Here is a 25,378-nt window from a genome sequence, read left to right as displayed (position 1 = left end):
TTGTCAAGTCGAATGTTTTGCGGATTATTTGTTGGATTTTAGGTAGGTTGCACAATGCAGCACACATATCAATACTAACACAACGATATAAAAAAGACCCGACAGTCTCCTGCCGAGTCTTTCTCGTTGTTCTATTATAGCATCATTGTGCCTGACTGCTGTCCATATCGATCTTGAACGCATCATACCGCTTGATCGCACGATCATTCTTCTCCACATTCTGCCCATCACACCATCCGTCCAGCATGGTCTCAAAGGTATCCGCATACTTCCCAGAAATCACAGAATTGATCTGATCTTCTGTCCAGAGATCATCCTCTGTCATACGTGCAGTAATATCCCGACGAACAATCAAATAATATGCATTCTCATCCTCTACCATTGCCGGAACACCTAGTTCTGCCTCATCGAAAATGAAATTATATGCCTTTTCCGATGGCGAATATGTTACATTTTCTGGATCCGTATCTTCATCTGTTGTCACCTTGGCAATGATTTTCTCGCTTGCATACGGCGCAGTTGTAGTGGTTGTTTCCTCTTCACCAGTACTCTCATCCACAGCAGCGGTTGTTTCTGCCTCCCCTGCCGCTTCAGCAGCAGTTGTCTCCGCTGCATCATCTGCACCTGCAGTTTCTGTGGTATCTGCAGATTCTTCTGCAACGGTAGTAGTCGTTGTCTCTGCAGTTGTAGTGGTAGTAGTTGTTGTAGTGGTTTCTGCTGGGATCTCATTGCCTTCCTCGTCTGTTGCAGAAGTGGCAGTTGCCGCAGCTGCTTCTTCGGAAATAGAAGTTACATAAGCATTATATTCGCTCTGGATGGCATCCATTTCCTCATCCATTGCCGCTTCGTCACCCTTGAGAGCTTTTAGTTCGCCCAGATAATCCTCCACCATGTGTTTCATATCCGTCTTGCCGGCATCTTCCAGCTCTTCGCCGTTTCCATCGGTCAAATTGAACTGGATATACCGTACACGAGCGTTGTTTTCCTCGTAGTATTCTTTCAGTTCATCCTCTGTAACGCCTTCTTCGCCATCTACAGCATAGTAATACAGGAATACTTCATCGGTCAGATATGTATTTATCAGGACCTGGGTCACAGAATCCTTGGAAATACCGTTTTTCTCATAGGTCTCACCGTTACTTTCCCAGAACGCCTCAACGGTATCGGAAATCTCCGTTTCCTGTTCCTCGTCCAGTTCCAGTCCCAATTCCTCACACTTCTGAGAAATTGCCACATGACGCTGGCAGTATTCCATGGTCTTATTCTGAATCCATGTCTCTGCGCTGACGCCGTCCATAGTCTGCTTTTTTACTACATCATCGTCATCCACATCCAGCTCAGAATTTTCTGATTGAAGTGTTTGAGTCAGTTCCATGTACGAAGCATAGGAATAATAGATATAAACGCCTGCTTTCAGCTGTACGCCGTCGATGGTTACTGCATAAGCTGTGCTGTTGCCGAATGTGCTGCATGCAGTGCAAGAAGCAGTCGCTACAGCTGCGGCAAGAACTGCTGCCACTTTTTTCCATTTGAACATATTTCTTAATACCTCCGAGATAATTTCCACGGTTTTGGCTTTCAAGTTCCGCCGCCGTGATCCGATACTTATCTATTATACTATATTTTTTCGAATAAGTCCATACCTTACACGAAATTTTTTTCAAATTATCAAAAAAATCTGATTACGAATTGATTTTATCGGGATATTGTGGTATAGTAAAGGATAAGAAAGATCATGAATATATTTTTCAAAAGAAGGGAGTTTTTTCATGAAAGCATTGATCACAGGAGCTACTTCTGGTATTGGAAAGGCGATTGCCCAAGAACTTAGTCGCAAAGGGTGGTCGCTGATTCTCACTGGGCGCAGCGAAACCGCATTGGAGGAACTGAAAGAAACCCTGCCGGTTCCGGTGGAAACTATTGCATTGGATCTGGCAGAAAATCAGGCACCCTTTACATTGTACGAATTCTGCAAGGGAAAGCATGTAGACCTGTTGGTGAACAATGCCGGTTTCGGGGTGTATGGCGCATTTACGGATACGGCATTGCAGGACGAACTAGAATTGATCCAAGTGAACATCCGGACACTGCACATTCTCACAAAGCTGTTTCTCCGGGATTTCAAAAAGCGAAACAGTGGACGCATTCTCAATGTGGCATCCAGCGCCGGTTTCCTCACAGGGCCACTATTTTCCTCTTATTATGCTTCTAAAAACTACGTGGTACGGCTGTCTCTTGCTATTGCAGAAGAGCTTCGCCGGGAAAAGAGCCGGGTCACCATCAGTATTCTCTGTCCCGGTCCTGTGAATACCGGTTTCAACGACCGTGCCGGGGTGCAGTTCCGTATCAAGGCGCTGACACCAGAGGCCGTGGCGAAAGAGGCTGTTTTCGGTGCAATTACAGGAAAACTGCTGATTATTCCTGGGCTTATGATGCGTGTGGGCATTGCCGCTTCCCACCTAGTTCCGGAACAGATATTGTCCCGCATCCTCTATCATGTACAGGCGGCAAAAAAGCCTGAATAAAAAATAATAACACAAAAAGGCTGTTGCAAGCAAAGTCCATGGAAAACCAGTGCGATATTACACGCCCTGATACCCATAATTTACTGTTCTTGCAACAGCCTTTTACAGTTTTCTGGTCTTGTGATTCACCGGCGCACCAGTGAATTTTGAGGACAAAAATGTCTGTTCCCCATACAATCCATAATAACCGGACAATAAGTAACTCACTGCAATTGCCAGCAGATAATACGGTGCACCAGCAGCGCCAAACAGTTCCACAGCGATCATAAGGGATGCCAGAGGACAATTTGTCACGCCGCAAAACAGTCCCACCATACCTACAGCAGCACAGAATGAGGGCGAAATATTCAGTATCTGCCCGAACAGACACCCAAAAGTGGCACCGATGAAAAAGGACGGAACGATCTCGCCGCCCTTAAATCCGCCGCCCAGAGTGACAGCAGTGAAGATCATTTTCGCAAAAAAGGCATACCAGACCGCCGCTCCGCCCATAGCACGTCCGATGACATCCGTACCGATGCCTAAGTAATCCTGGTTTCGCACCAGCAGAATCAAAAGCCAAAGCATTCCACTCGCCGCCAGGATACGCAGATAGGGGTTCGGTATTCGTTTGTGCAGCTGTTTTTCCGTTTGATGCAGCAGAATACAAAAAAGAATACTGATAACGGCGCAAAGTATCCCCAACAGCAGGATCTTCAATGCAGGAATCACCTGAAACGACGGCACATCATCCACTGCAAATTTCGCCAAAGGAATGCCCAGCTTTCCGGCAAGCCATGAAGCCGTCAAGGATGCTATGGTACACGGCACAAGTGCCGCATAGTGCATTGCGCCAACGCAGACCACTTCCATGGCAAAAATCGGTGCTGCAATAGGCGTCCGAAAAATCGCAGAAAATGCTGCCGCCATACCGCAAAGGATCAGCACTCGTTTGTCACGTTCGTTCAACCGGAACAACCGGCTCAGAACGCTGCCCATGCTGCCGCCCAGCTGCAATGCCGCCCCCTCTCGCCCGGCACTGCCGCCGCAGAGATGCGTCACAATGGTAGAGACAAATATCAATGGTGCCATTTGCACAGGCAGCTCCGCTTCCGAACGTAACGATGCCAACACCATATTGGTTCCACGGTCATTCTGATCCCGGGTAATACGATAGAGCCAGACGATAAGCAAACCACCCAACGGAAGTGTCAGTAAGATCCACGGATGCCCGATGCGAAAAGATGTGACCCACTGGATGGCATACACAAAGACAACACCAATCAGCCCCACGATTCCCCCGGTGACTACAGAAAAAATGACCCATCGCAGCAGCAGCCGCAAATGAGAAATCACATGAATAGCACTGTGCAGCAACCGCCCTTTCCAGCGAGACACAAAAGCATTACACCTACGCAAAGAATCCCCTCCCAGAACAGAAACAATCCTCTGTGAAAAACTCCACAGAGGATCTTCTGCCAATTCAAATCAATCGATCAATAATTTTCAGCCTTGATCATGAAATAAGACTGCGGGTGCTGACATACCGGACATACTTCCGGTGCCTTCTTGCCGATCACAATGTGACCGCAGTTTGCACACTCCCAGATCACATCGCCGTCCTTAGAGAATACACAGTCACCTTCCACATTTGCCAGAAGCTTGCGATACCGTTCTTCATGCATCTTTTCGATCTTGCCCACTTCTTCAAACAAAGCGGCAATCTGTGTAAAGCCCTCTGCCTTTGCCTGTTCAGCAAATTCACGGTACATATCTGTCCACTCATAATTTTCTCCGGCAGCAGCATCTTTCAGATTTTCCGTTGTCTCCGGCATCTGACCGCCATTCAGCAGCTTGAACCAAATCTTTGCATGTTCCTTTTCATTGCTTGCAGTCTCTTCAAAAATCTTGCCGATCTGCACATAGCCATCTTTCTTTGCCTTAGAGGCATAATACGTATACTTCGTATACGCCTGAGATTCACCAGCAAACGCCGCCAGCAAATTCTTTTCTGTCTGTGTTCCCTTCAGTTCTGCCATGATCATGTCCTCCTTTTTGAATCTGCCTAAGTGAAAGTACAATATCACTTTCCTATCAGACAGTTTCCTGTACAACTTTTGATATATTCTCCTCGGCTGTCTCCTCTGGCTGCAACTGACACCCAGGACACAAACCGCTGAATACAATGTGATGTGATTCAATCAGAAAGCCGTCGGCGTTTATAATTTTATCGCAAAGATCCGTTTGATACGGCATATTTACATCATAAACCCGGCTGCACTTCCGGCATTCCATATGATAATGAGGCATCGTATTAAAATCAAAACAATCCGCACCATCTGGAATTGGGATATGCAGAATTCCCCCCTGTTCAGATAGAATTTTTAAATTCCGGTAAACAGTTGCCTTACTGATCAGTGTATTTTCCTTTGCAATTTCACGAAAGATCTCATCTGCCGTTGGATGGTTATGCATACGCTGTACCGTATCTAATACCAAACGGCGCTGTAACGTGTTGCGGTTTTTCATAAAAATCATCCTTTAAAAAATCATATCAAACAGAGATGTTGGCATAAAAGCTTAAATAATACCAGTTCTTAATTAAGATTATATCCTGTATGATACCATTTGTCAAGAGATTTCTCAAAAAATCCACTGCAATCAGATGCCTTTGCAGAGCCTACCCTTATTCCTCAGGACAGAGAGAAACATTCTCGCCGTTCAGGATCTTGCTGGATGTCCGCATAGCGCACATTTTTCCACACATAGAACAGGTATGCTTATCCTGAGGCGGACGACTTTCAAAGTAATTACGTGCTTTTTCGGGGTCAATGGCCTGAGCGAACATTCCCTCCCAGTCCACATCACAGCGTGCCCGACTCATGGCATTGTCCCAGTCCCGTGCACCAGGCAGTCCCTTTGCCACATCTGCGGCATGAGCGGCGATTTTCGAAGCCACGATGCCATCCCTTACATCCTGTAGATCCGGGAGACGCAAATGTTCTGCCGGCGTCACATAACACAAGAAATCTGCACCGTTCATGGCAGCAATGGCACCACCGATGGCTGCGGTAATATGGTCATACCCCGGTGCTACATCCGTTACCAATGGCCCCAATACATAAAAAGGCGCACCATGACACAGTCGCTTTTGCAGCTTCATGTTCGCTGCGATCTCGTCCATTGCCATATGACCGGGGCCTTCTACCATGACCTGTACATCACGTTCCCAGGCACGCTGTGTCAGTGCGCCTAGTTCCACCAGTTCCGAGATCTGACCAGCGTCAGTACTGTCCGCAATGGAGCCGGGACGCAGAGCGTCACCGAGACTGATCGTCACATCGTATGTTCTAAGGATATCCAAAACATCATCGTAATATTCATAAAATGGATTTTCATTGCCTGTCATTTCCATCCAGGCAAAAAGCAGCGAACCACCCCGGGATACAATATTCGTGGTACGTTTCTGGCGTTTCAGTGCCTCTACCGCACGCCGATTGATACCAGCGTGGATAGTTTGAAAGTCTACACCGGCTTTGGCATGTGCCTCCAGCACTTTCAGGAAATCTGTGGCTTTGATATCCGCCAGATCTTTTTCCAAATAACCGATAGCATCGTACATAGGCACTGTACCGATCATAGCAGAGGACATTTCCACTAGTTGTTTCCGGAAGGTATGGGTCTTTCCGTAATTGGACAGATCCATAATGGCTTCACAGTGAAACTGCAGTGCCAACTTCACCTTTTCAAATTCCGCAGAGTAATCATGGCAATCCCCAGAAATGCCCAGATTTACATTGATCTTTGTCCGCAAGCCCTCACCTATTCCGGCGGGATGCAGGCTCTTATGATAAATATTTGCTGGAATACAGACAGTACCCTTTGCCACACGCTCCCGGATCAATTCCGGAGAAAGATGTTCATCTTTGGCAACAGTCTCCATTTCCGGCGTGATGATCCCTTGTTTTGCTGCATCCATCTGTGTTGCATAAGTAGACATATGATCAAATTCCTCCCTATACAGTTACTGCTCCTGCAGAGCATAATTATGTGCAATAGGCCCGTGCCCGTGTCCCAAGGACAGACCTGCCTGAATGGCATGTGTAATATAATTTTTGGCACGACGCACACTATCCGTCATGGGAAAGCCCTGTGCCAGAAATACGGCAATTGCCGAGGACAGGGTACAGCCTGTACCGTGCGTATTTTTGGTTTCCAGATGCTGTCCAGGAATCCAGATGCATTCTCCGAATACATAGAGCAGATCATTACAGACACCGTTGCAGTGTCCGCCTTTCAATAAAATGGCAGTTTCATACTGTGTGGACAATTCCGCCGCCGCCTGTTCCATCTGAATGGGCGAAGTAATTTTCAACCCCGTGAGCCGCTGTGCTTCAGGAAGATTGGGCGTGATGAGCTCCGCCAAAGGCATGAGTTCCTCTTGCAATGCAGTCTGTGCCTGCTCTTTCAGCAAAGCATCACCACTTGTGGCGACCATCACCGGATCTACCACTACATGATGCAGCTGATATTTCCGAATTGCCTGGGCAATCACATGAATCTGCGGCACATCATAGACCATTCCGATTTTTACTGCCAAAGGCAGAATATCGTCGCATACGGCTTCGATCTGCTGCCGTAAAAAATCTGCCGGAACTGCATGAATCCCACGAACACTCACGGTATTCTGTGCCGTGAGTGCCGTAATGGCACTCATACCATAGCCGCCCAGCATGGTAATGGTTTTCAAATCCGCCTGCACCCCAGCACCACCGCTGCTGTCGCTCCCGGCAATGGTCAATACAGGATGGCGCACCATCATTGTGTACACTCCATTTCCTGAAAGGCTTCGGTCATCTGCCGCAGCGTCCGTGCAGCTTGCTGCACATCCGGCTCACCGAAAATGGCTGAGACAACTGCAATGCCGTTAATGCCAGAGCCATAGATTTGAGGCAGATTCTGCGTGTTGATGCCGCCAATAGCAATCACTGGAATGGAAACTGCCTTTCGGATGGCACAGAGTGTGTCAAAGGACAAATGAGATGTATCGGACTTTGTACCCGTAGGAAATACTGCGCCGCAGCCAATATAATCTGCACCTTCCTGTTCTGCACGAATTGCTTCTTCCACAGAATGTGCACTGGTGCCTAAAACGGCATCCTCACCCAGAATTTCCCGTGCCTTTTTCAGCTTCATATCACGCTGTCCCACATGAACACCATCTGCCCCAAGGACACGTGCCGCTTCTACATCATCATTGATAATACAGGGGATCCCAGCATTCCGGCAAATAGAAACAATGGGATATGCCAGCTGGATCAGTCGCTGTGTAGTACAGTTTTTTTCTCGGATCTGCAGCATGGTAATACCCCCGGCAATGGCAGCACGAACCTGATCTGTCAGATCGGCAGCCGGTGCGGTAATGGCATACAATTGAAATGCGGATGGGGATAGTTTCATAGTTGATCTCCTCTCTTTCTGTTTTGAAAAAATGAGCGCACCAACAGCGGTACGCTCACAATGACTCACATCGTTACCTCCGTTGGCATTACCCAAATCAGGTACGGTCGAGACGTCTGCGTCTCCTCTCAGCCTGCGCCCAGCAAGCTCCCGTTTTTTACTCATACTAGTATCAGTTTTGTCCCACAAGCGACTGCCGCATACGCTGCCAAAATGGTGCCATATACTCAAATATGGCAATATACTTATCCACAATGGCAACCACAAAGCCCTCCTTACACCGGGGCTTTTGCATCACGACCGGCCACATGTGGTGGACGATCATGTCCTCTTCCTTTGCATTCAATGAAAACTGCATTGCCGCATTAGACAAGGCAAGCTGCGGATGCGTGGCAAAGTGAGACGCTTGTTCCGGAGCAGTGCTGCGGTCATATTCGCATGTCTCATAAAAATAAAAATCATGCAGCAAACCTGCACGAGCTGCCGATACCGCATCCCAGCGAAACCGGCGGCAGATCAGATAGCTGTAATAGGAAACATTGATACTGTGCTGAAATCGTGTCGTATGCACATGGTGTCGAAATTGTTTCAGTTGCTGCATATTCGCATGTTCCAGAATATCTGCCACAAAAGCGTAATATGCAAGTGCGGTAAGCTGCTTTTTCGAGCAAATTGCATGCAGCATACAGTGCACCGTCCTTTCCGAACTGTCAACGCAGTTCATCGGCAAGCGGCATCACGCCACTGAAAATACGTACATCCATCCAACGTGACCTCTTCTATTCATCAGTGTATCAGATTTTTAGCAATTTGTCAAGTAAAATCCTTTGGTATTTTGCGCAAAAGAGCTGTTGTGATTCTTTATAGGCAATACTGTGCGATCTTTATGCGGTATTGCCATAACAAAAGAAAAGATACCGTTTCGCAATAATCCTCCAGACAGCAAAATCGGACATTCCGCCATGAAATGTCCGATTTTTTGTTCAGATTGAATTATATGGGTTATTCTGCGCTGGGCAGGGATTTCACCAAGGATACCAGGAATTTCAGCAGAATAATGGCATCGTTATTACCAAGCTCGCTGTCTGCATTGCAGTCTGCGTTCAGAAGCGCCTGATCGGACAGCTTCACTGCGCCGGCAGCCGCCTTGTTCAAGAGAACTGCGTCAGTGATGTCTACTCTGCCATCCAGGTTAATGTCACCATAGAGCACGCTTGCATCAACAGAAACTGTTGTCTGAGAGCCACCATTTGTGGTTGTATCAGAATTTCCTGTTGTATCTGTTGCCGCAGTTGCAGTTGTTTCTGTGGTAGTTGTAGTACCTGTTGTAGTTGTAGTCGTAGTGCCTGTCGTCTCTGTACCATCACCTACTAGTTTCAGCACACCGAATACACTGGTGTCAATATAACCCTGACCACTCAGGTCATTCCAATTGGTAATGCCAGTACGCTTTCCATCACCGGTGCCATCATCGTTGATCTGAACATCAAAGCCCACGATCTGATCTGCGTGGAAAGAACCAATGGTATACGGGATCGCAACCTCTACCAGATAGCCGTCTGCGGTCTTTGCAGCAGCAGAAACAAACGCATCTGTAGAACGTCCATCCGTGACAGTCTTGTCATTCTCGTAATTGATACGACACTGAATGTCGTCGGACTCGTAAGAAGAAGTTTTGTGGTTGTTTTCGTCGAAGAACACTTCCACGGTATCCTGCTCATAAGCGTTGGCACTTGCCGCACTCAGCTTGGCATCCTTGACTTCTGTCAGCACATAGAGATAGTTTTCATCCCACAGCATTTTAGAAGTACCAGTTGCACCGCTGCCCATGGAGTAATTATTGATGTCGATGGTGTTGGCATCTGCCCAGGCATCATCGATGACACCGTCAATTTCGATAGGACTTTCCGCCTTGGTAGCCTCAGCGTAGTTGGGCTGTGCGGCAAGGGTAACGATACCACAAGTGGGTTTCAAATTGTTATATCCCATATCGCCATAGCTGAAAAAGGCATCGTATTCTTTTTTTGCAGCAGCCGTATCATTCCATGCGGCATCACAATTCATCACATCGAGATATACAGTACCGCCGAGTTTTCCAGTCAGTTGAATCGTAATATCCTCAAATTCATGGGAAGGTGTTGTCATACCAGTTCCCAGCATACTACCTGTCTGACTTTCTGTGCCTCCATAGATGGTGATATCTGGGTGAACAGAAATCACATCGCCCTGACTGAATTGGATTGCCTGGCACGCATCATATACACGAACGACCATGCCATCCTCGTTCCACGCAGCCTTGAAATAAGTTGTGTTGTCTCTGTTGAGATACTGCTTTGTACCAATTTCCAAGGCACGCTCTAGATCCGCTTCTGTGCCATCATACTGATATGCTGTCATGGTCTGAAGTTTCTCCACCTCGGAATCCGTATCAACTACCGCATAATACGCCGGTTTTGCCTGATAATCCTTATCAAACAGCAGCGGATAACCGCCGATCCAGCTGGTGGAGTCTGTAATACCCCAGAGTACAACAGCAGAAATGTCTGTACCGGAATCTTTCAGTTCCTTGTACATTTTGAATACATCCTGATACCGCTGTGCCAGTGCCAGCTGATCTGCATACGCATTCGACTTTTCAGATATATCCAGCTCCGTGATCTGGATCTCGAGCCCCAGGTCTGCATACTGTTGAATGGCATCCTTGTACAAATCAATGGTAGGATAACTCATGGAAATATGAGACTGCATCCCCATACCGTCGATCAAATTTTTTTCAACCAGCGGCGTCAAAATGTCGCTGATGATATAAGCCTGCTTATTCGGGGAATACTCATTGTAGTCGTTATAGAACAGCTTGCAGCCTTCCGGCGCATACTTCCGGGCATATTCGAATGCCAGCGGAATATAGGACTGATCGCCGAATACCTTCACCCATGCAGACTGTCCGCTGACCTCATTATTAGAACCAGCATCCCGGATAGTACCTGCATCAGAAGCAGCCTCGTTAACCACGTCCCATGCGTAGAATTCCACATCCGGATAATCAGCCGCCAGCGTTTCCATAACGATCTTGATGTAGTTTTCCAGACGCTGTGTCATCTTTTCCTTGGATACCCATGCACCGTTGGAATCAAAATTCTCTTTGAAGAACCAGTCCGGCGTCTGGCTGTGCCAAACCAACACATGCCCACGCACCGGAATACCATTTTCTCCGGCGAATTTCAGCATTTCGTCTGCCTCGTTCAAGGAGATCTGGGGCATAGTATCATCGCCGGCTTCTTCCACGTACTTCTGAGACAGAGCCTGATCCAGCACACTGTCCGGTTTCAGTTCATTGCCCAGCGTCATACTGTTATAATGCTTTAAGATCAGATCTTTTGTTGCACCTTGCGCAAACTCCGAGCCGGCAACTGCACAGCCTAACTTGAAGTAATCGGAATAAGCATCCTTCAATGCGGTGATATCGTCCTGGATCGTCGGGTCGGGCAGATGTTCGCCAATGGCATCGTCTATATAGAAGTTCATCATATCCTGATCCTTGGGTGCACTGGTGTAACCTGTCTGAACATAGACATAAAAATTCGTTGCACCCTCCGGCACAGTGAATTCACTGCCCACATACTGCCATTCACCCTTATTGGCGGTTTCCGTAGCAATGGTGTAATAGTTTTCCTTGCCATTCAGATCATACTGCAAGTTAATGGAAAACTTCTGCGTATCAGTGTACTGGTCGCCGTCATAGAGCACATAGCAGCCCACATTGTAATAGCCGCCAGCCACCATGATATCTGCGGCGCTTCTGGTTGCGCCGTTCCACAGCTGTGTTCTGCCGGAGACGTACAAACTGTTGCTGCCGCTGTGTGCATACTTGGTGGAAAGCTCCACCGCAGCACTGCCTCGGCTCTTCCAGTTCTGCGTCGTACTGTCCTCAAAATCCGAGGTAAACTTGTCATCCAGCTGAATCTCCGTCTTTTCTCCCTTGATGACAATATCATCAATGTAATAAGTCTGATCAGTGCCGGCATTCGCCATCTCCACATAGAGTATCATGCCTGTAGCACCAGACGGCACCGTATAATTGCCTGTCATAGTGACCCATTCTCCGGCAGTTGCCTGCGCAGCAGCTACCTGGTCATAGTGATCTGTACCACTGGCGTCAGTATAGATCATCTTGATTGCCACATTTTGCTGACCGCTGCCCTCATACATGGTGCTGGCAGAGATCTCATAAGTCTGCCCCTCCGCCACAATGCCAGACAGAGAACAGCGAGGCGCACCCCATGTGGCTGTACGGTCATAGCAATAGAGGGATGTGCTGCCGCCATGCGCCTGGTCTGTAGACAGGGACAGAGATGCACCAACACCCTTCCATGCGCCGTAACCGCTTTCAAAAGTATCATTCATCAGTTCTTCCAGCGCTGCAGAACTCGTCATAGCGGAAAGTGATAATCCGCTGACAGCAAGCACACCGGAGGTCAATGCTGCCAAAATTTTTCGAATTGAAATCATATTCTTCTCCTTTCTTGTTCCTTTCATAATAAAAATAATTTACTGCATCGTATGACACCCATAGTATCATAATGCATAAAATATTATATCATTTCAAGAAGATTTTGTCAATATTAAATTAGTATTTTTGAAAGAGCAGCTTATGCACAAAATCAGACAAATTTTGCGTTTTCTTCTTGCACTGCGGCTTGGAGCGTGGTATAATGATAGTATGCTGTGCATACGCTGAAGATGCAGCAGACACAGCGTTCCTATGATACTTATAGCATTCCTCTGCTGTCAGAAGGATTTTCCAATATTTTATGATTCTCAGAAAGGATATTATTATGCCGTTTTTGAAACCTCTGCGTTGTTTTGCATTTCTTGTCACTGTATCTTTAACGCTTCTTGCCTGCTCTGGTTGTTCGCTTCCCTTTCAGAAACAGGAAAGCGACGGCGCCGGCTATCTTTTTACAGTCAGTCTACCATCCAATCCCCAAAGCCTCGATCCACAGTCTGCAACGGATGCTTCTTCCAAAACGATCATTACAAACCTCTACGAGGGGCTAGTCGAACTAGACGAATCCGGCACGCCCCAACTGGCTGCTGCGGAAAGCGTCAATGTCTCTGCGGACGGGCTGATCTATACGTTTCAGTTAAAAAATAACCGCTACTGGTATTATGATGCCAATCAAAACGATGTCATTGATGAGGGAGAATCCTGGCAAGTGACGGCATCGGACTATGTCTATGCGTTCCAGCGGATCTTCGATCCCCAGACGCAGTCTCCTTATACAGACATGTTTTCCTGCCTGAAAAACGCCTCTGCCATTCAAAACGGACAGATGGATTGTTCACAGATCGGCGTCAATGCAATCAGCGACACACAGCTGCAATTTTCACTGGATCAGCCGGACACCCAGTTTCTCAACCGTCTGGCTTCTACAGCAGCTATGCCCTGCAACGAGTCCTTCTTTCTCCAGACAAAAGGACGCTATGGGCTGGATCAGGAATGTGTGGCATCCTGCGGCGCATTTTATCTGCGTCTGTGGTTTTATGACCCATATGGCAGCGATAATCTCATCTACATGCGCCGCAATTCTGCCAATACTGAAGCACGGAGCGTCTATCCTGCCAATCTGACATTCCAGATCAAAAAAAGCAGTCAGAATACGGCTGAGGATTTTGCAGACGGTTCTTCGGATGTCCTTGCCACATCGGTCTATCAGCCGCAATATATGGAGAGTGACCGCTACACAGTCACATCCCGCCGTGTTACCACTCTGGGGCTGATCTTCAACCCGGATAATACTGCCTTTGCCAACGCCAACATCCGCAAGGGACTTTCCATGGGCATCAACCGTTCTGTCATCGGTGAAAATTCCAGTGGTGACCTGTCCCCAGCATATGGAATCATTCCGCCGGATGTGCACTGTAACGGAAAATCCTACCGAGAGCTGATACCGGAGACGGCAACCGCCTATGACGCTGCTGCCGCAGTGGACACATTCCAGAAGGGTATGAAAGAACTACACATAGAGTCTTTGGATTCCACAAAGATCCTGGTTTGCTCCAGTCTCATGGACTGCGAAAATCTCCACGACATTATCCAGACCTGGCAAGAAATCTTCGGATTTTATATCGGGATCGAAGAGGTCTCAGAATCCGACTACTGGAAACGCATTGCCAACAAAAATTACACCATTGCCGTCTACGGCATCACTGGCTCCAATGACAATCCTGCTTCTGTGCTGGAACAGTTCGAAACGGATGAGAACCAGTTCTATTACAGCAGCCACACAACAGATTCTCTAATTACTGGATTGAAGAACTGCGCCTCTTCTGAGGAATTACAGCAAAAATGCCAAAGTCTAGAACAAGCAATCCTGACCGAGGGACAATTCATCCCCATCTTCTACAAGAATCAGTACTGCATCACACGATCCAACAATGCAGACATCGGATATGATCCCTTTTCCGGTGCGCTGAATTTCCGCAATGCCAAGCATTTTGAGTAAGGTTCTGAAAATCCCCAGAACTTTCCTTGTTGCATTTTTCGTCCTGCTGCATACAATAATAATAGCAGCAGGGCCTGCTTTGAGATAGATGCCGCCGCCGATTTCCAAAAAGCGGTACGGATACGGCAAGGGCTGTCGTAAGCAGCAAAATCCAAAAAAGTGTTACAATATTGCCTGTATTGTGCTTGCTTTTCTGTGTTTTGCTGTCTTGCAACAGCCCTTATTTTTATAAAAATTCAGATCGGTTTATCCTCAGCGTTTCTTTTTTTGCAAATCATTCTCCAGTCGGTTCACCTGGTCATGCCGTCCCACCACTGCTATGATATCATTGGCATAGAGCGCCGTATTGGGTGTAATATCTGTTGTGACCTCTTCCCCATGCTTGATAGCGATAATGTTCAGCCGATATCTCTGGCGCAGGTTCAGTTCCTGTACCGTTACAGTGGTGATAGTTTCCGGAATACAGATTTCTGTAATGCTGACATCCTCACTCAGGGCGATATATTCCAGCACATGCGGTGCCAGAAGCCGGTTTGCTAGACGGATTCCCATATCCCGTTCCGGATAGATCACCTCAGCGCCCAGCTTTTCCAGAACACACCCCTGTTCCTCACTGGTTGCTTTTGCAATCACATGGGGGACTCCTAGTTGTTGGACAGTCAGCGTCGTAAGAATGCTCACATCAATCTGACCACCGATTCCTACGATTACCGTATCACAGTCCTGAATACCAATATTCCGCAGATTTTCTTTTGACAAGTCACTGACCACATAAGCGTTATCAGTAAAAGTAATGGCATTGTTGATGACCGATTCCTTTTTATCGATGACAATCAGATCTTTTCCTGCCTCTGCCAGCCGTTTTGCCAGAGCAAATCCAAATCTGCCCAAACCGATCACAGCATATGTTTCATCTTTCGATACACTTCTTTTCAAATTCATGACATTCTGCACGACATCCAAAGCCGCACTTCCTCCTTTTTATCCTATTGAAATTTTACCCTACTGAAATCGCTTCTTCCGGACGCAATACCTCGTTATTATTCCTGCCCTGCATGATCCAGAGTGTTGCCACAGTCAGAGGTCCCAGACGTCCAATATACATGGTAATGATGATCACCAGCTTACTCAAACCGCACAATTCCGGCGTCAGCCCGCAGGACAGACCCACAGTCGCAAATGCCGATGTGGTTTCCATGAGAATGTGGATAAAAGGCACATCCGGTTCCAGAACGCAAAGCAAAAATGTAGATGTCAGAATGACACTCAGTCCCATAACAAAGATCATAAATGCCTTATCTCGCACTTCCTGGGATATCCGCCGCCGGAATACAGTAGGATGACGGTTTCTGGTGTAACCAATGGCCGACCAGATGCAAACAAACAAAGTTGTTACTTTGATACCGCCGCCGGTAGAGCCTGGGGCTGCCCCCACAAACATCAACAATACCATCACAAGCAAAGCTGCATTGGAGAAGTCTCCCAGGGAAAATGCCGAAAAGCCCGAAGTTCGTGTCACAGTGCTATAGAAAAACGCCTGCACCCAGTTCAGGCCTTCCTGCGTTGCGTGGAGCAGCAGCGTTCCGCATACCAGAAGAAACCCTGTCATAGTTAAAACCACTTTGGTGTGCAGAGAAAACTTGTGGAATCGGCGTTTCTGCACAATATTCCACATAACGAAAAATCCCAGACCACCACAGATAGTCAGACCGGATGTGAGCAGCAGCATAGGTACATGATCCTGATACTGCATCAAGCTGTCTTCGCCAAGCAGATCAAAACCGGCGTTATTGAATGCAGATATAGAGTGGAACACACTGAGCCAGATGGCATGTCCCACAGAATAGTCCTGAACAAAAATGGGAAACGCCAGGACTGCACCCAACAATTCAAATCCAAAAGTCACAAAAAACAGAACCTTCAGCAACCGGAGAATCCCTTGAAAGCTAGACTGGTTCAACGATTCTTTAATCAGTGAACGCTCCCGGATACCGATTTTTTTGCCAGTCAACAAAATAATCCCCACACCCAGCGTCGTAATACCCATTCCGCCGATCTGGATCAGCAGCAGCAAGACTGTCTGCCCGAATCCCGACAAAACAGCATTGCACTGTATCACAGAAAGCCCGGTAATACAGACTGCACTGGTTGCCGTGAAGAGTGCATCAACAAGAGAAAGTGTTTTCCCTTCCTGATGTGAGACCGGCAGTGCCAGCAATACTGTTCCCAACAGTATCAGTAAAGCAAATCCCAAGGCGATCATGCGCCCTGGTGTCAACAGTTTATTCCATTTCATTTTTTGCTCCATCCTCCTTTCCCTGCGAAAAATTTATCGCAAAAAACCGGCGCACACTGTCCGTGCGCACCGGCATTGATTCCCGAATCTGAATTTTATTCTTCTTCCAAGCAAGCGGTCGCATCCACTGGAGGAATCATATCTTCCGTAGGAACTGCTTCCGCAGTTGTCTCATATACTTCTGTCTGCGCAGCTTTTTCAGCCTTGCGTGCAGCACGTTCCGCCTGTTCGGCTTCCTTTGCGGCACGACGTGCAGCTTCCTCTGCCTCTGCTTCTGCCTTCCACTTACCGTAAGAAGTGTTTTTACAGCCGCATTCCGGACAGAATTTTTGCAGATCATTGACCTTCGAACCGCAGGAAGGGCAAATGGTCGCATTGTCCAATCCAGCCAGTTCCGATTTCAAAACGTCCATCTGTGCAATAAGATCAGCTGCCTGCTGAAACAGCCCGGCATACTGTTCTCCCGGATCGCACTGATTTTCTACATAATATCTGGATCCGATTTCCTTGTAGATCATTTCAAGAGATTCATTACAGCTATTGATCATTCGACGAATTCTTGCACGTGCAGCGGCTTTTTTAGAAGAATCAGCAACTTCCTTTGCCACTTTTCCTACATCATCGCTCATTTTCCGAAACTGATCACGAAAATCCATATGTCGTACCTCCTGGTATCCTTTGATTGCGATTGCATAATCTATCATATGACGATCTGCCGTCAATTGATTCCCGAATGTTTCAATTATCAACCACAAATATAAGCAAACCGTGGGCTTCGCAGTCCAAGAACACCCCGGAAGGAGTCCCCGTTCACGGTTTTCTGACCATCGATCGTCACTGACCGCACATATCCGCTGTCGCCTACCTCCAATTGGATCCAGTTAGACGGATTCGAGGAAAGCATAATGCCATAGGCGCTTTGGATGCGGGAGCGAACTTCGTCAATTGACATATAGGTGACCACACCATAATTGGGATCATATACCGCATCATAATCGCAGGGAACGCTTACTAGATAATCATACTGTGTTCCCCAGACATCACCCGAGTTTGCAGTCGCACCGCCGCTGGATGCACCGTAGACTGTCAAAGCATAGCTCTCGTCGTAATAGAGTGCCTGTCCGAGCACAGAGGAAACTGCATCAATGACATTCTGCGGTGGATTTGGCTTTAAGATCACGTTGTTGACGCTGCCGCCGTTATACATGATGTATGTATAGGCAGCTACTGCCTGGGCTTTCATTGCCTCCGGATGCATAGTAGAACTCATCTCATTATAAACGATTTGTGAGATGATGTCCAGAATGCTTCCGGTTACACCGTTGGCAGTAATTGTACCGCCAGCATTTTCCTGTACCAGAGTGGTACCGGGATAATAGTGGAACAATATGGACTGGTAGTCGTAACCGCCGTAAGATGCGTAATAATTTGCACCATTCTGGCTCATGCCCACACAATGTCCATATCCGTACGTGGTAAACGCAAATTGTCCAGCTTTTGCAGCGCCAAGAGAGGCAGCTGCGCCTATATTTGTGTTACCAGAAAGATCGGAGGAAGCCAAGGATTCCATTGCTTTTGGTGTTGTAGCCTCTTCCATGGCACCAATTTCTTCTTCCGATGGGTTCACTTCTTCGTATTGTACCAATGATAAGCTGGAATCGTAATCTGAAATTTCAGCTTTCCACAGGGTATCGCCGCTTTCCGCCGCCGCTGTCTCCGTCACAGGAGAAACAATCTCGGGTACTGCGTAAGCACTGACTGCGGTAGTTCCGGCAAGCAGTGCTGCAATGGCAATGGCAATACCTGCATGTGGGTAACGTATTTTCATATCAAAACTCCATTTTGACCGGCAAATGCCGGGTAGTATTCTGCACAGGCGTACCGGAATTTTCTCCGGTCGTGCACGAAACAGAATGACAAATGCAATCTGTTATTCCTGTGCAGGCACTGAATCTTCTATCCCTCCTCCTTGTATTGTCGTCAGCAGTGTCTCGGTGTCTTCGCCTTCACGAAGCCGGCGTGCCACTACCAGAAAACGAGAATTATCCTCATCAGAATAGCAGGTGGAGAGCGTCAGAATATGGTCTCCGAACTGCACATCCAAAGGATTGTCGATCATATTTTTGGATTCTACGGAATTGACATAGCTGTCAAAAGTTGCCTTATCGTCCAGTTCCTCCATTTGCCAATACAGGAAATCAGAGTCAGCATTGCCGCTTGTAATGATCAGACCAAAGATCACATAAGTATAGTCCGCATAGTTGGAACTAAATGTGATAAACGGTGCTTCCTTATAGTAGGACGGATCCTGACGATACCGGCGGAGAGAACCAAACATGGTATTATCCGCCATATTATGTCCATAAAGAATGGTATTCTCTGACCATGTTGCCGGATCTGCGCCAAAGACATCAGTGCAGTCCATAAACACGGTTCCAGCACGGAACTCCTGACCGTCAAAGCCATGATCCAAATAATATTCATCATCCGTTGTCTGCACAACAGGATTGTCCACCTGCGTACCATCTATGGTAATATATCCTACAGTATCCGGATTCTGTGCCAGGAGCTTTTTCGCACGCTCTGTCAGTTCCGGCGCTTCTGTTGGTGCCTCAGTAGGTGCTTCTGTTGCAGCGGGAGTTGTCACTTCCACGCTTGCAGTCTGGTCAATTTTTTCACCGCAGCCTGTTGCAAGGATCGAGAACATCAATGCAGCCGCAACTGCGCCGTTTTGCCATTTCTTCATAGTGTTTTTCCTCATTTCCTTTTTGAGCCCATTATGCCAGGATAAGTTAGACTTTCCGCATTATCCATAAGGTGCAAAGGGCGCATCGGGGTCGTATGTCCTTTCATTCCACAAATAATACACATTGGGCCATTTGATATTGGGATTTGGCGTGCTGCCTGCGACCCGTTCATACGGATCTTCTCCCTCACGAACAAGGCGTGCCACAATCACAAGCCGTGCCGTATCAAACGCATTATTACATGTAGAAAGAGTCAACAGCTTGTCACCATATTCCACATCCACATTGGTGATGCGCAGCGTCCGCCGCTTGACCTCATTGACATAGTTATAAAATTCCGTTTCATCCGCAAAATTGATGGCATTCCAATAATCAAAACGGGTATCCGTGGTATCTTCAGCATCTGCAATAAAATAGCCGAAAATGAGATACTGATAGGTCTCATAATTGGAATTGAGCTGGATGACCGGATGCTGCTCATAATAATTTTCATCGGTACGGTAATATTTCAACATACCAAACATGGAGAGATCCCGCATGTTATGCCCATAGATAATCAGATTATCCGAATTAGGCACTTCCAATGTACCGTTTTCACCTACCCGGTCAAAGGAACAGCGATAATCCAGAAAAATCGATCCCGGTTTGGAATCTTCTTTCTGTACATTCCGGTAAAGATAATATTCATTACCCGGTTCATCGTCCAGGTGATGGAGCACAGGATAATCAACCTTTGTATCTGGAATGGAGAGCCAACCGTTGATTTCCTCGTTCATGGCAAGCAGATCTTCTGCACCGGGCAGCAGAGTATAGATCTTTTCTGTCGGTTCTTCTTCAACTTCTTCCGGTTCATCCTGGGATACAGCCGTGGTATATGCCGGCAGTTTGGCATGATAGCTGTTGCCGATGTCCTCGTACAGAGCATCTGTCCGGAGAACATCCACAAAATAAAGAATAATCAGCACCACACACACCAGAAATACCAAAACAGAAAGGAGAAAGATGGATTTTCTTGCGATCTCTCCTCCAGGATCTCCGTGCTGCGGCAACAGGGACAGGACCTTCTGCCCGAATGTCTGCTTTTGCTTTTTCGGTAGCTGGTGCGGTGCCGGCGGCGGAAACTTTTCGGGATGCTCCTTGCGTTCCTTTACCTGCTTGATCTGATATGCCACACGAAGCGAAACAGCTTCATCTTCCTCCTCCTGGGCAATATGAAACAGAGTCGTACGGATCGTTGTGATCTTATCCTCTGGTTCTTCCAAAAGATCGGTTTCTTCTGTCGGCAATGCCTCTGTTTCAGAAGAACCTGGGTCTGTACCTGCGCTTTCAGAAGCATCTGCCGGCGTAGTTTGTTCCGCTGTCACTGCATTTTCTGTCGGTTCGCTCTGCTCTACCGTGATTTCCGGCGTATCAGACGATGCTACAGCGGTTTTTTCTTCATCCTGCATTCTGCTTCCTCCATCAGGGTACGTTCTGCGATACCAAATGCACACACTGCCGTTCCACAGCGAATTTCTTCCCGTGTCTGCAATCCGTACCGCCAAAGCTGCAAATGCGCAACAGCCTCCTGTTCACCCCATAGTATCCCCACATACACCGTACCCACCGGCTGTTCCAGCGTACCGCCGCCGGGTCCGGCAAGTCCTGTCACAGACAGACATAGATCAGCCCCGGACTGCTGCCGCAAACCGTGCACCATAGCAGAAGCCACTTCCGCACTGACAACGCCACAGTCTGCGATCAGCTGTTCCGGCACGCCGAGCAGCCTGGTCTTCATCCGTTCCGCATAGGTGCACAGTCCCAGTTCAAACACGTGGGACGCACCTGGGACGGATGTTATCAGCTGGGACAGCAGTCCGCCGGTACAACTCTCTGCTGTGGCAATGGTTCGGTGATTTCTATCTAATAATTGTACAACATGCGCTATGGTTTTGTCAAGTGCTTTTTCCGTGTCTTTATAAATATGACATACTTTTTCCTCTTCCAGCAGAAAATATCCCACGATCTGACACCGCCTTTCGACAAATTCACATTATTTTTCGTCTAATTCAAAAACACGCATGGTAGTACCTGCCACTGCCTTTTCCACCAGTTCCGTGAAGTCAAATTTGTTCTGTGCCTTTTCCACATCCGCAAGAGACGGACGCACTTTCGGATGCCTAGGCGTAAATACAGTACAGCAATCCTCATAGGGCAGCGTAGAAGTTTCAAAAGTACCAATAGCACGGGCAGTTTCCACAATTTCCGTTTTATCCAAACCGATAAGGGGACGGAACACCGGAATCTTGCTGACGGCATCGGTACAAGCGATCGCCTGCATGGTCTGGCTTGCCACCTGTCCCACACTTTCGCCGGTGATCAGGGCAAGGCAGTTGTCCTTTTCTGCAATTTTCTGAGCGATCTCCATCATGAGACGCCGCATAATGACAGTAAAATATTCCTCCGGGCAATACTTCTTGATCGCCTCCTGAATTTCTGTAAAGGGCACACAGAAAAAGGCAATGTTGCCGCAGTATGGCGTCAGTTCCTGACAGAGCTGTTCTACCTTTTCCTGGGCACGGTCGGAAGTATATGGCGGACTGACATAATGGATCGCCGAAATGTGAATACCCCGACGTGCCATGCGATAGCCGGCAACAGGACTATCGATACCACCCGACAGAAGCAGCAATGCCTTTCCGCTGCTGCCCACAGGCAGACCACCAGCACCCTTAATATTGGCACCATGGACAAAAGCATGGGTATCACGAATTTCCACCATAACAGTCACATCCGGATGGTGTACATCCACTTCCAGATGAGGATATGCCTCCAGCAAAATGCCGCCTAACTCGGCGCAGATCTCCGGGGATTTCAACGGAAAAGCCTTATCTGCCCGTTTCGCTTCTACCTTAAAAGTACGTGCACCTAACAGTACTTCTTCCAGATAGGGCACTGCCTTTACGGTGATGTCCTCCATGGACTTTTCGCAGACACAGGCACGGCAGAGTGCAGCGATGCCGAACACGCACTGCAAATGCTCCAGCACCTCGTCCAGGTCGATGTCCTCCGACTGAGGTTCCATATAAATGGTGGACTGGGCACGTGTCAGACGAAATGCACCGAATTTTTTCAGCCGCCGGCGCAGGTTTTTCATGAGAATATCTTCAAATGTACCACGGTTCAGACCTTTTAACGCCATTTCACCGTATTTTGCCAGAATCAGTTCTTTTGCCATATTGACAGCTCCTCTATATAATGTATGTTATTGAGCAATCAGCTTTTTTATCGAATTTTTCCGCCATGAAAATAGCATTCGTAAATCTTCTGATCCAGATAAAATATTTCTTCATAGCCCTGGAACCATTCAAATGTTCCATCTGTGCAACAGTGATAAGAATAGTCACCATTCTGATACCGTTCCGGTCCCCGGTATGGCTTTTCAGAAGGAACTCTTTGCAGCGCTTCTTTCAAAAAATCTCCGCTGAACTTTTCACCTGTCACTCGTCCGATATAGTTCATGCTCCAAAACGGATGTCCATTGATCCAGAGTGCTTCTTCACCGGAAAACTGCTCGCCGCCTAAGTAGGTATCGTAATACATATAGTCACCTTCCTGATAGATCAGGTCGTGTGATTCCGGTCGTGTAGAAGTTGTTTCACTCCCCTTGCCTGCATAAGTCGCTTTTTTCGCACGGATCAAAAATGATGTTATATCATTCATGAGAAACTCCTTTTGTCACTGCTCAAATTTCTCTCGTATTCTTTTCAATTTTAATGCATCAATTCCCGCTGGGCATCTCGCAGCCCCTCTGCCAATGCCGCTAAATCTTCCTCCGTATTTTCCGCACAAAGGCTGATCCGCAGGGCGCTGTCTACTTCCGCCGGCTTTGCGCCGAAAGTTTCCAGCACACCACTGCTGGCGCCCTTGGAACACGCCGAACCGCTGGATACATATATTTCCCGCTTTTCCAGATAGTGCAGGACAATTTCCGAACGATACCCCAGTAGGGAAAGATTCAGCACATAGGGCGATGTATCAGGAATGTCCCGGATCACCACGTTATCCAGCGTCCGGAGCAGTTCTAGAAGATGACTTCGCAGTTGGGATACTTTTTCATAGCGTGTATCCAACGTAGGTGCTAGTGCGCCCACTGTTGCGCCAAATGCGGCAATCAACGGCGCACTTTCTGTACCCGGACGAATCCCCTTTTCCTGGTGTCCCCCAAAGAGAATCGGTTTCACCCGAATACCTTGCTTCACATACAGCGCACCTACGCCTTTGATACCATGCACCTTATGACCGCTGATAGAGATAAGATCAGCGCCCAAAGTCCTTGTCCGGAAAGGGACTTTTAAAAAGCCCTGCACGGCATCGCAGTGAGTGATGATCTCCGGGTCACGGTGCTTTACGGCACGGAACACCTCTTCCACGGGCATCCGATACCCATTTTCATTGTTGACCATCATCATACTGACCAGACAGGTATCCTTATCAATTTGCGCCAGAAAATCTGCCGGGTGATATAATCCATCTGCCCCCGGCGCTACCGGCACAATAGTGAAGCCCTCTGTTTCCAGATATGCCAGAGTCTGTTTCACAGAAGCGTGCTCCACGGCACTGACGATAATTTTTTTGCGTTTCCGTCCATATGCCGCTGCTGCGCCGCGCAGTGCCAGATTATTACTCTCCGTTGCACCGGAGGTGAATAACAGCTCCTGAGATTTGCAGCCCAATGCATCGGCAATGATCTGCCTTGCAGCATCTACTTCGTGCTGTGCCTCCAGCCCCTTGCTGTGCAGTGAGGACGGGTTGCCATAATATTCCGAAATACAACGCATCATTGCGGCTGCTGCTTCTGCACACGGTTTCGTGGTAGCAGCATTGTCCAGGTAATGTTCCATCTTCGATTTTCCCTTCTTTTCGCTCCAAGAATAGTACTATTATAACACAGTCAAAGGCAATGTGCAAGGGCTGCAAAAAAATTCGAAAAAAATGAAAAAAAGTACTTGACAAATGATTTTGGATGTGATATAATAATTCTTGTCGCTGAAAATGTGACAGAAACATGCGGATATGGCGGAATTGGCAGACGCGCTAGCTTCAGGTGCTAGTCCTCGCAAGGGGGTGGAGGTTCAAGTCCTCTTATCCGCACCATAATAGTGTTGCAACCAAATGAGTTACACATTGAGAAAACAGAAAACTTTATATATGCGGATATGGCGGAATCGGCAGACGCGCTAGCTTCAGGTGCTAGTCTTCGCAAGGGGGTGGAGGTTCAAGTCCTCTTATCCGCACCACATGTTTTCTGGTTTATCAAGTGTGTATTTGGAAAGCACTTAAAAAATCAATTGGATCGAAATCAATGATTCAATTGCATATGCGGATATGGCGGAATCGGCAGACGCGCTAGCTTCAGGTGCTAGTCCTCGCAAGGGGGTGGAGGTTCAAGTCCTCTTATCCGCACCATGATTGGGTGACAAAAAAGATGTCACCCAATTTTTTTCAGCATTCATGCGGGTTTGCGGGCTTTTGGACGGAAAATCCGAAAAACGGTTTTACCGTAGATGTCCAAACAGCAAACCGCAGTAAAATCCGTCATAGCGGGGTTTCCGCCTGATTTTTCAGGTCGGGAGCCCCGCTTTTTTTCGTTTTACACCCTTTTTCCCCGTTGTCGGAAGTGTAGAAGTTTCCGGCAGGATCATAGATAGATTGACGAAACCCCAAACGGGCAAATTTCAAGCCCTCAAGATACAAGGGGGTAGTGCGCCCTTTTTTAGAAACCGCTTCGGCTGGCAAGCCGGGGCGGTTTTCTGCTTTCCCCCCTCTCACACTCCAATGTCATTAACTTAACACTAGCCAAGCGAGGCGAAATCTGCTAAAATA

21 protein-coding genes, 3 tRNA genes and 1 riboswitch are annotated in these 25,378 nt (G+C 47.6%); of the genes, 5 read left to right on the top strand and 19 right to left on the bottom strand.

The window, feature by feature from the left end:
- Positions 1-142: 142 nt before the first annotated feature.
- Positions 143-1,537 carry a hypothetical protein gene (locus QZ375_RS10820; protein ID WP_295218956.1) on the bottom strand — a complete coding sequence of 465 codons (1,395 nt, stop codon included), beginning with the start codon at positions 1,535-1,537 and terminating at the stop codon, positions 143-145.
- Positions 1,538-1,769: 232 nt separating this feature from the next.
- On the opposite strand from QZ375_RS10820, the gene QZ375_RS10815 reads away from it, so the two are divergent.
- Positions 1,770-2,525 (top strand): SDR family oxidoreductase, encoded by a 756-nt coding sequence (locus QZ375_RS10815; protein ID WP_295218954.1) that lies wholly within the window; start codon positions 1,770-1,772, stop codon positions 2,523-2,525.
- A 102-nt stretch (positions 2,526-2,627) separates the two neighbouring features.
- Here the strand turns inward: QZ375_RS10815 and QZ375_RS10810 are convergent, their stop codons facing one another.
- From QZ375_RS10810 to QZ375_RS10775, 8 genes are all read right to left on the bottom strand, one after another.
- Positions 2,628-3,923, bottom strand: coding sequence for a chloride channel protein (locus tag QZ375_RS10810; RefSeq protein ID WP_295218951.1), 1,296 nt, complete (start codon positions 3,921-3,923; stop codon positions 2,628-2,630).
- Positions 3,924-4,000: 77 nt separating this feature from the next.
- Positions 4,001-4,543, bottom strand: coding sequence for a rubrerythrin (gene rbr / locus QZ375_RS10805; protein WP_295218949.1), 543 nt, complete (start codon positions 4,541-4,543; stop codon positions 4,001-4,003).
- Between the two features lie 55 nt (positions 4,544-4,598).
- Complete coding sequence (locus QZ375_RS10800) at positions 4,599-5,033, bottom strand: transcriptional repressor (RefSeq protein ID WP_295218947.1); 435 nt, start codon at positions 5,031-5,033, stop codon at positions 4,599-4,601.
- A gap of 157 nt (positions 5,034-5,190) precedes the next feature.
- Positions 5,191-6,504: a phosphomethylpyrimidine synthase ThiC gene (gene thiC / locus QZ375_RS10795; protein ID WP_295218945.1), complete on the bottom strand. Its 1,314-nt coding sequence runs from the start codon at positions 6,502-6,504 to the stop codon at positions 5,191-5,193.
- A 24-nt stretch (positions 6,505-6,528) separates the two neighbouring features.
- Complete coding sequence (gene thiD, locus QZ375_RS10790) at positions 6,529-7,326, bottom strand: bifunctional hydroxymethylpyrimidine kinase/phosphomethylpyrimidine kinase (protein ID WP_295218943.1); 798 nt, start codon at positions 7,324-7,326, stop codon at positions 6,529-6,531.
- On the bottom strand, positions 7,323-7,964 hold the full coding sequence (gene thiE / locus QZ375_RS10785) for a thiamine phosphate synthase (RefSeq protein WP_295218940.1): 642 nt from the start codon (positions 7,962-7,964) through the stop codon (positions 7,323-7,325). Before thiE ends, thiD begins: the two co-directional genes overlap by 4 nt.
- A gap of 57 nt (positions 7,965-8,021) precedes the next feature.
- A riboswitch (TPP riboswitch) is annotated at positions 8,022-8,128 on the bottom strand.
- Between the two features lie 8 nt (positions 8,129-8,136).
- Complete coding sequence (locus QZ375_RS10780) at positions 8,137-8,649, bottom strand: HAD family hydrolase (protein ID WP_295218938.1); 513 nt, start codon at positions 8,647-8,649, stop codon at positions 8,137-8,139.
- A 317-nt stretch (positions 8,650-8,966) separates the two neighbouring features.
- Positions 8,967-12,473: an endo-1,4-beta-xylanase gene (locus QZ375_RS10775; protein ID WP_295218935.1), complete on the bottom strand. Its 3,507-nt coding sequence runs from the start codon at positions 12,471-12,473 to the stop codon at positions 8,967-8,969.
- Positions 12,474-12,775: 302 nt separating this feature from the next.
- Between QZ375_RS10775 and QZ375_RS10770 the strand changes: the two genes are divergently transcribed.
- Positions 12,776-14,470 (top strand): peptide ABC transporter substrate-binding protein, encoded by a 1,695-nt coding sequence (locus tag QZ375_RS10770; protein WP_295218932.1) that lies wholly within the window; start codon positions 12,776-12,778, stop codon positions 14,468-14,470.
- Positions 14,471-14,722: 252 nt separating this feature from the next.
- Here QZ375_RS10770 and QZ375_RS10765 read toward each other — a convergent pair whose 3' ends face one another.
- From QZ375_RS10765 to QZ375_RS10720, 10 genes are all read right to left on the bottom strand, one after another.
- Positions 14,723-15,424, bottom strand: a complete 702-nt coding sequence (locus QZ375_RS10765; protein ID WP_295218958.1) for a TrkA family potassium uptake protein — start codon at positions 15,422-15,424, stop codon at positions 14,723-14,725.
- Positions 15,425-15,467: 43 nt separating this feature from the next.
- Entirely contained in the window at positions 15,468-16,766 is a 1,299-nt protein-coding gene (locus tag QZ375_RS10760; RefSeq protein WP_295218929.1) for a potassium transporter TrkG, read from the bottom strand.
- Between the two features lie 95 nt (positions 16,767-16,861).
- Positions 16,862-17,422, bottom strand: coding sequence for a hypothetical protein (locus tag QZ375_RS10755; protein ID WP_295218926.1), 561 nt, complete (start codon positions 17,420-17,422; stop codon positions 16,862-16,864).
- A gap of 89 nt (positions 17,423-17,511) precedes the next feature.
- Complete coding sequence (locus QZ375_RS10750) at positions 17,512-18,594, bottom strand: SpoIID/LytB domain-containing protein (RefSeq protein WP_295218924.1); 1,083 nt, start codon at positions 18,592-18,594, stop codon at positions 17,512-17,514.
- A 102-nt stretch (positions 18,595-18,696) separates the two neighbouring features.
- Positions 18,697-19,512, bottom strand: a complete 816-nt coding sequence (srtB, locus tag QZ375_RS10745; protein WP_295218921.1) for a class B sortase — start codon at positions 19,510-19,512, stop codon at positions 18,697-18,699.
- Between the two features lie 60 nt (positions 19,513-19,572).
- The gene (gene srtB / locus QZ375_RS10740; protein ID WP_295218918.1) at positions 19,573-20,961 is read right to left on the bottom strand and encodes a class B sortase; all 1,389 of its coding nucleotides are present in this window, start codon (positions 20,959-20,961) and stop codon (positions 19,573-19,575) included.
- A complete protein-coding gene (locus tag QZ375_RS10735; RefSeq protein WP_295218916.1) occupies positions 20,934-21,515 on the bottom strand; it encodes a CinA family protein in 582 nt (193 codons plus the stop codon). The genes srtB (QZ375_RS10740) and QZ375_RS10735 overlap by 28 nt, the downstream gene beginning before the upstream one ends.
- Before the next feature lie 30 nt (positions 21,516-21,545).
- Positions 21,546-22,730: a tRNA uracil 4-sulfurtransferase ThiI gene (thiI, locus tag QZ375_RS10730; protein WP_295218913.1), complete on the bottom strand. Its 1,185-nt coding sequence runs from the start codon at positions 22,728-22,730 to the stop codon at positions 21,546-21,548.
- A 47-nt stretch (positions 22,731-22,777) separates the two neighbouring features.
- Positions 22,778-23,215 carry a DUF5680 domain-containing protein gene (locus QZ375_RS10725; protein ID WP_295218910.1) on the bottom strand — a complete coding sequence of 146 codons (438 nt, stop codon included), beginning with the start codon at positions 23,213-23,215 and terminating at the stop codon, positions 22,778-22,780.
- 50 nt (positions 23,216-23,265) lie between these two features.
- Positions 23,266-24,396: a cysteine desulfurase family protein gene (locus QZ375_RS10720; RefSeq protein ID WP_295218907.1), complete on the bottom strand. Its 1,131-nt coding sequence runs from the start codon at positions 24,394-24,396 to the stop codon at positions 23,266-23,268.
- A 166-nt stretch (positions 24,397-24,562) separates the two neighbouring features.
- Here QZ375_RS10720 and QZ375_RS10715 point away from each other — a divergent pair.
- From QZ375_RS10715 to QZ375_RS10705, 3 genes are all read left to right on the top strand, one after another.
- A tRNA-Leu gene (locus tag QZ375_RS10715) sits at positions 24,563-24,649 on the top strand.
- Between the two features lie 56 nt (positions 24,650-24,705).
- Positions 24,706-24,792 (top strand) — tRNA-Leu (locus QZ375_RS10710).
- An 82-nt stretch (positions 24,793-24,874) separates the two neighbouring features.
- A tRNA-Leu gene (locus QZ375_RS10705) sits at positions 24,875-24,961 on the top strand.
- Positions 24,962-25,378 lie beyond the last annotated feature (417 nt).

Origin of the sequence: Ruminococcus sp. (genome assembly GCF_019417665.1) — a bacterium.
Taxonomy (GTDB): domain Bacteria; phylum Bacillota; class Clostridia; order Oscillospirales; family Ruminococcaceae; genus Ruminococcus_C.
Note: the sequence above shows the minus strand (reverse complement) of the source record. Positions and strands in the feature narration are given on the sequence as shown.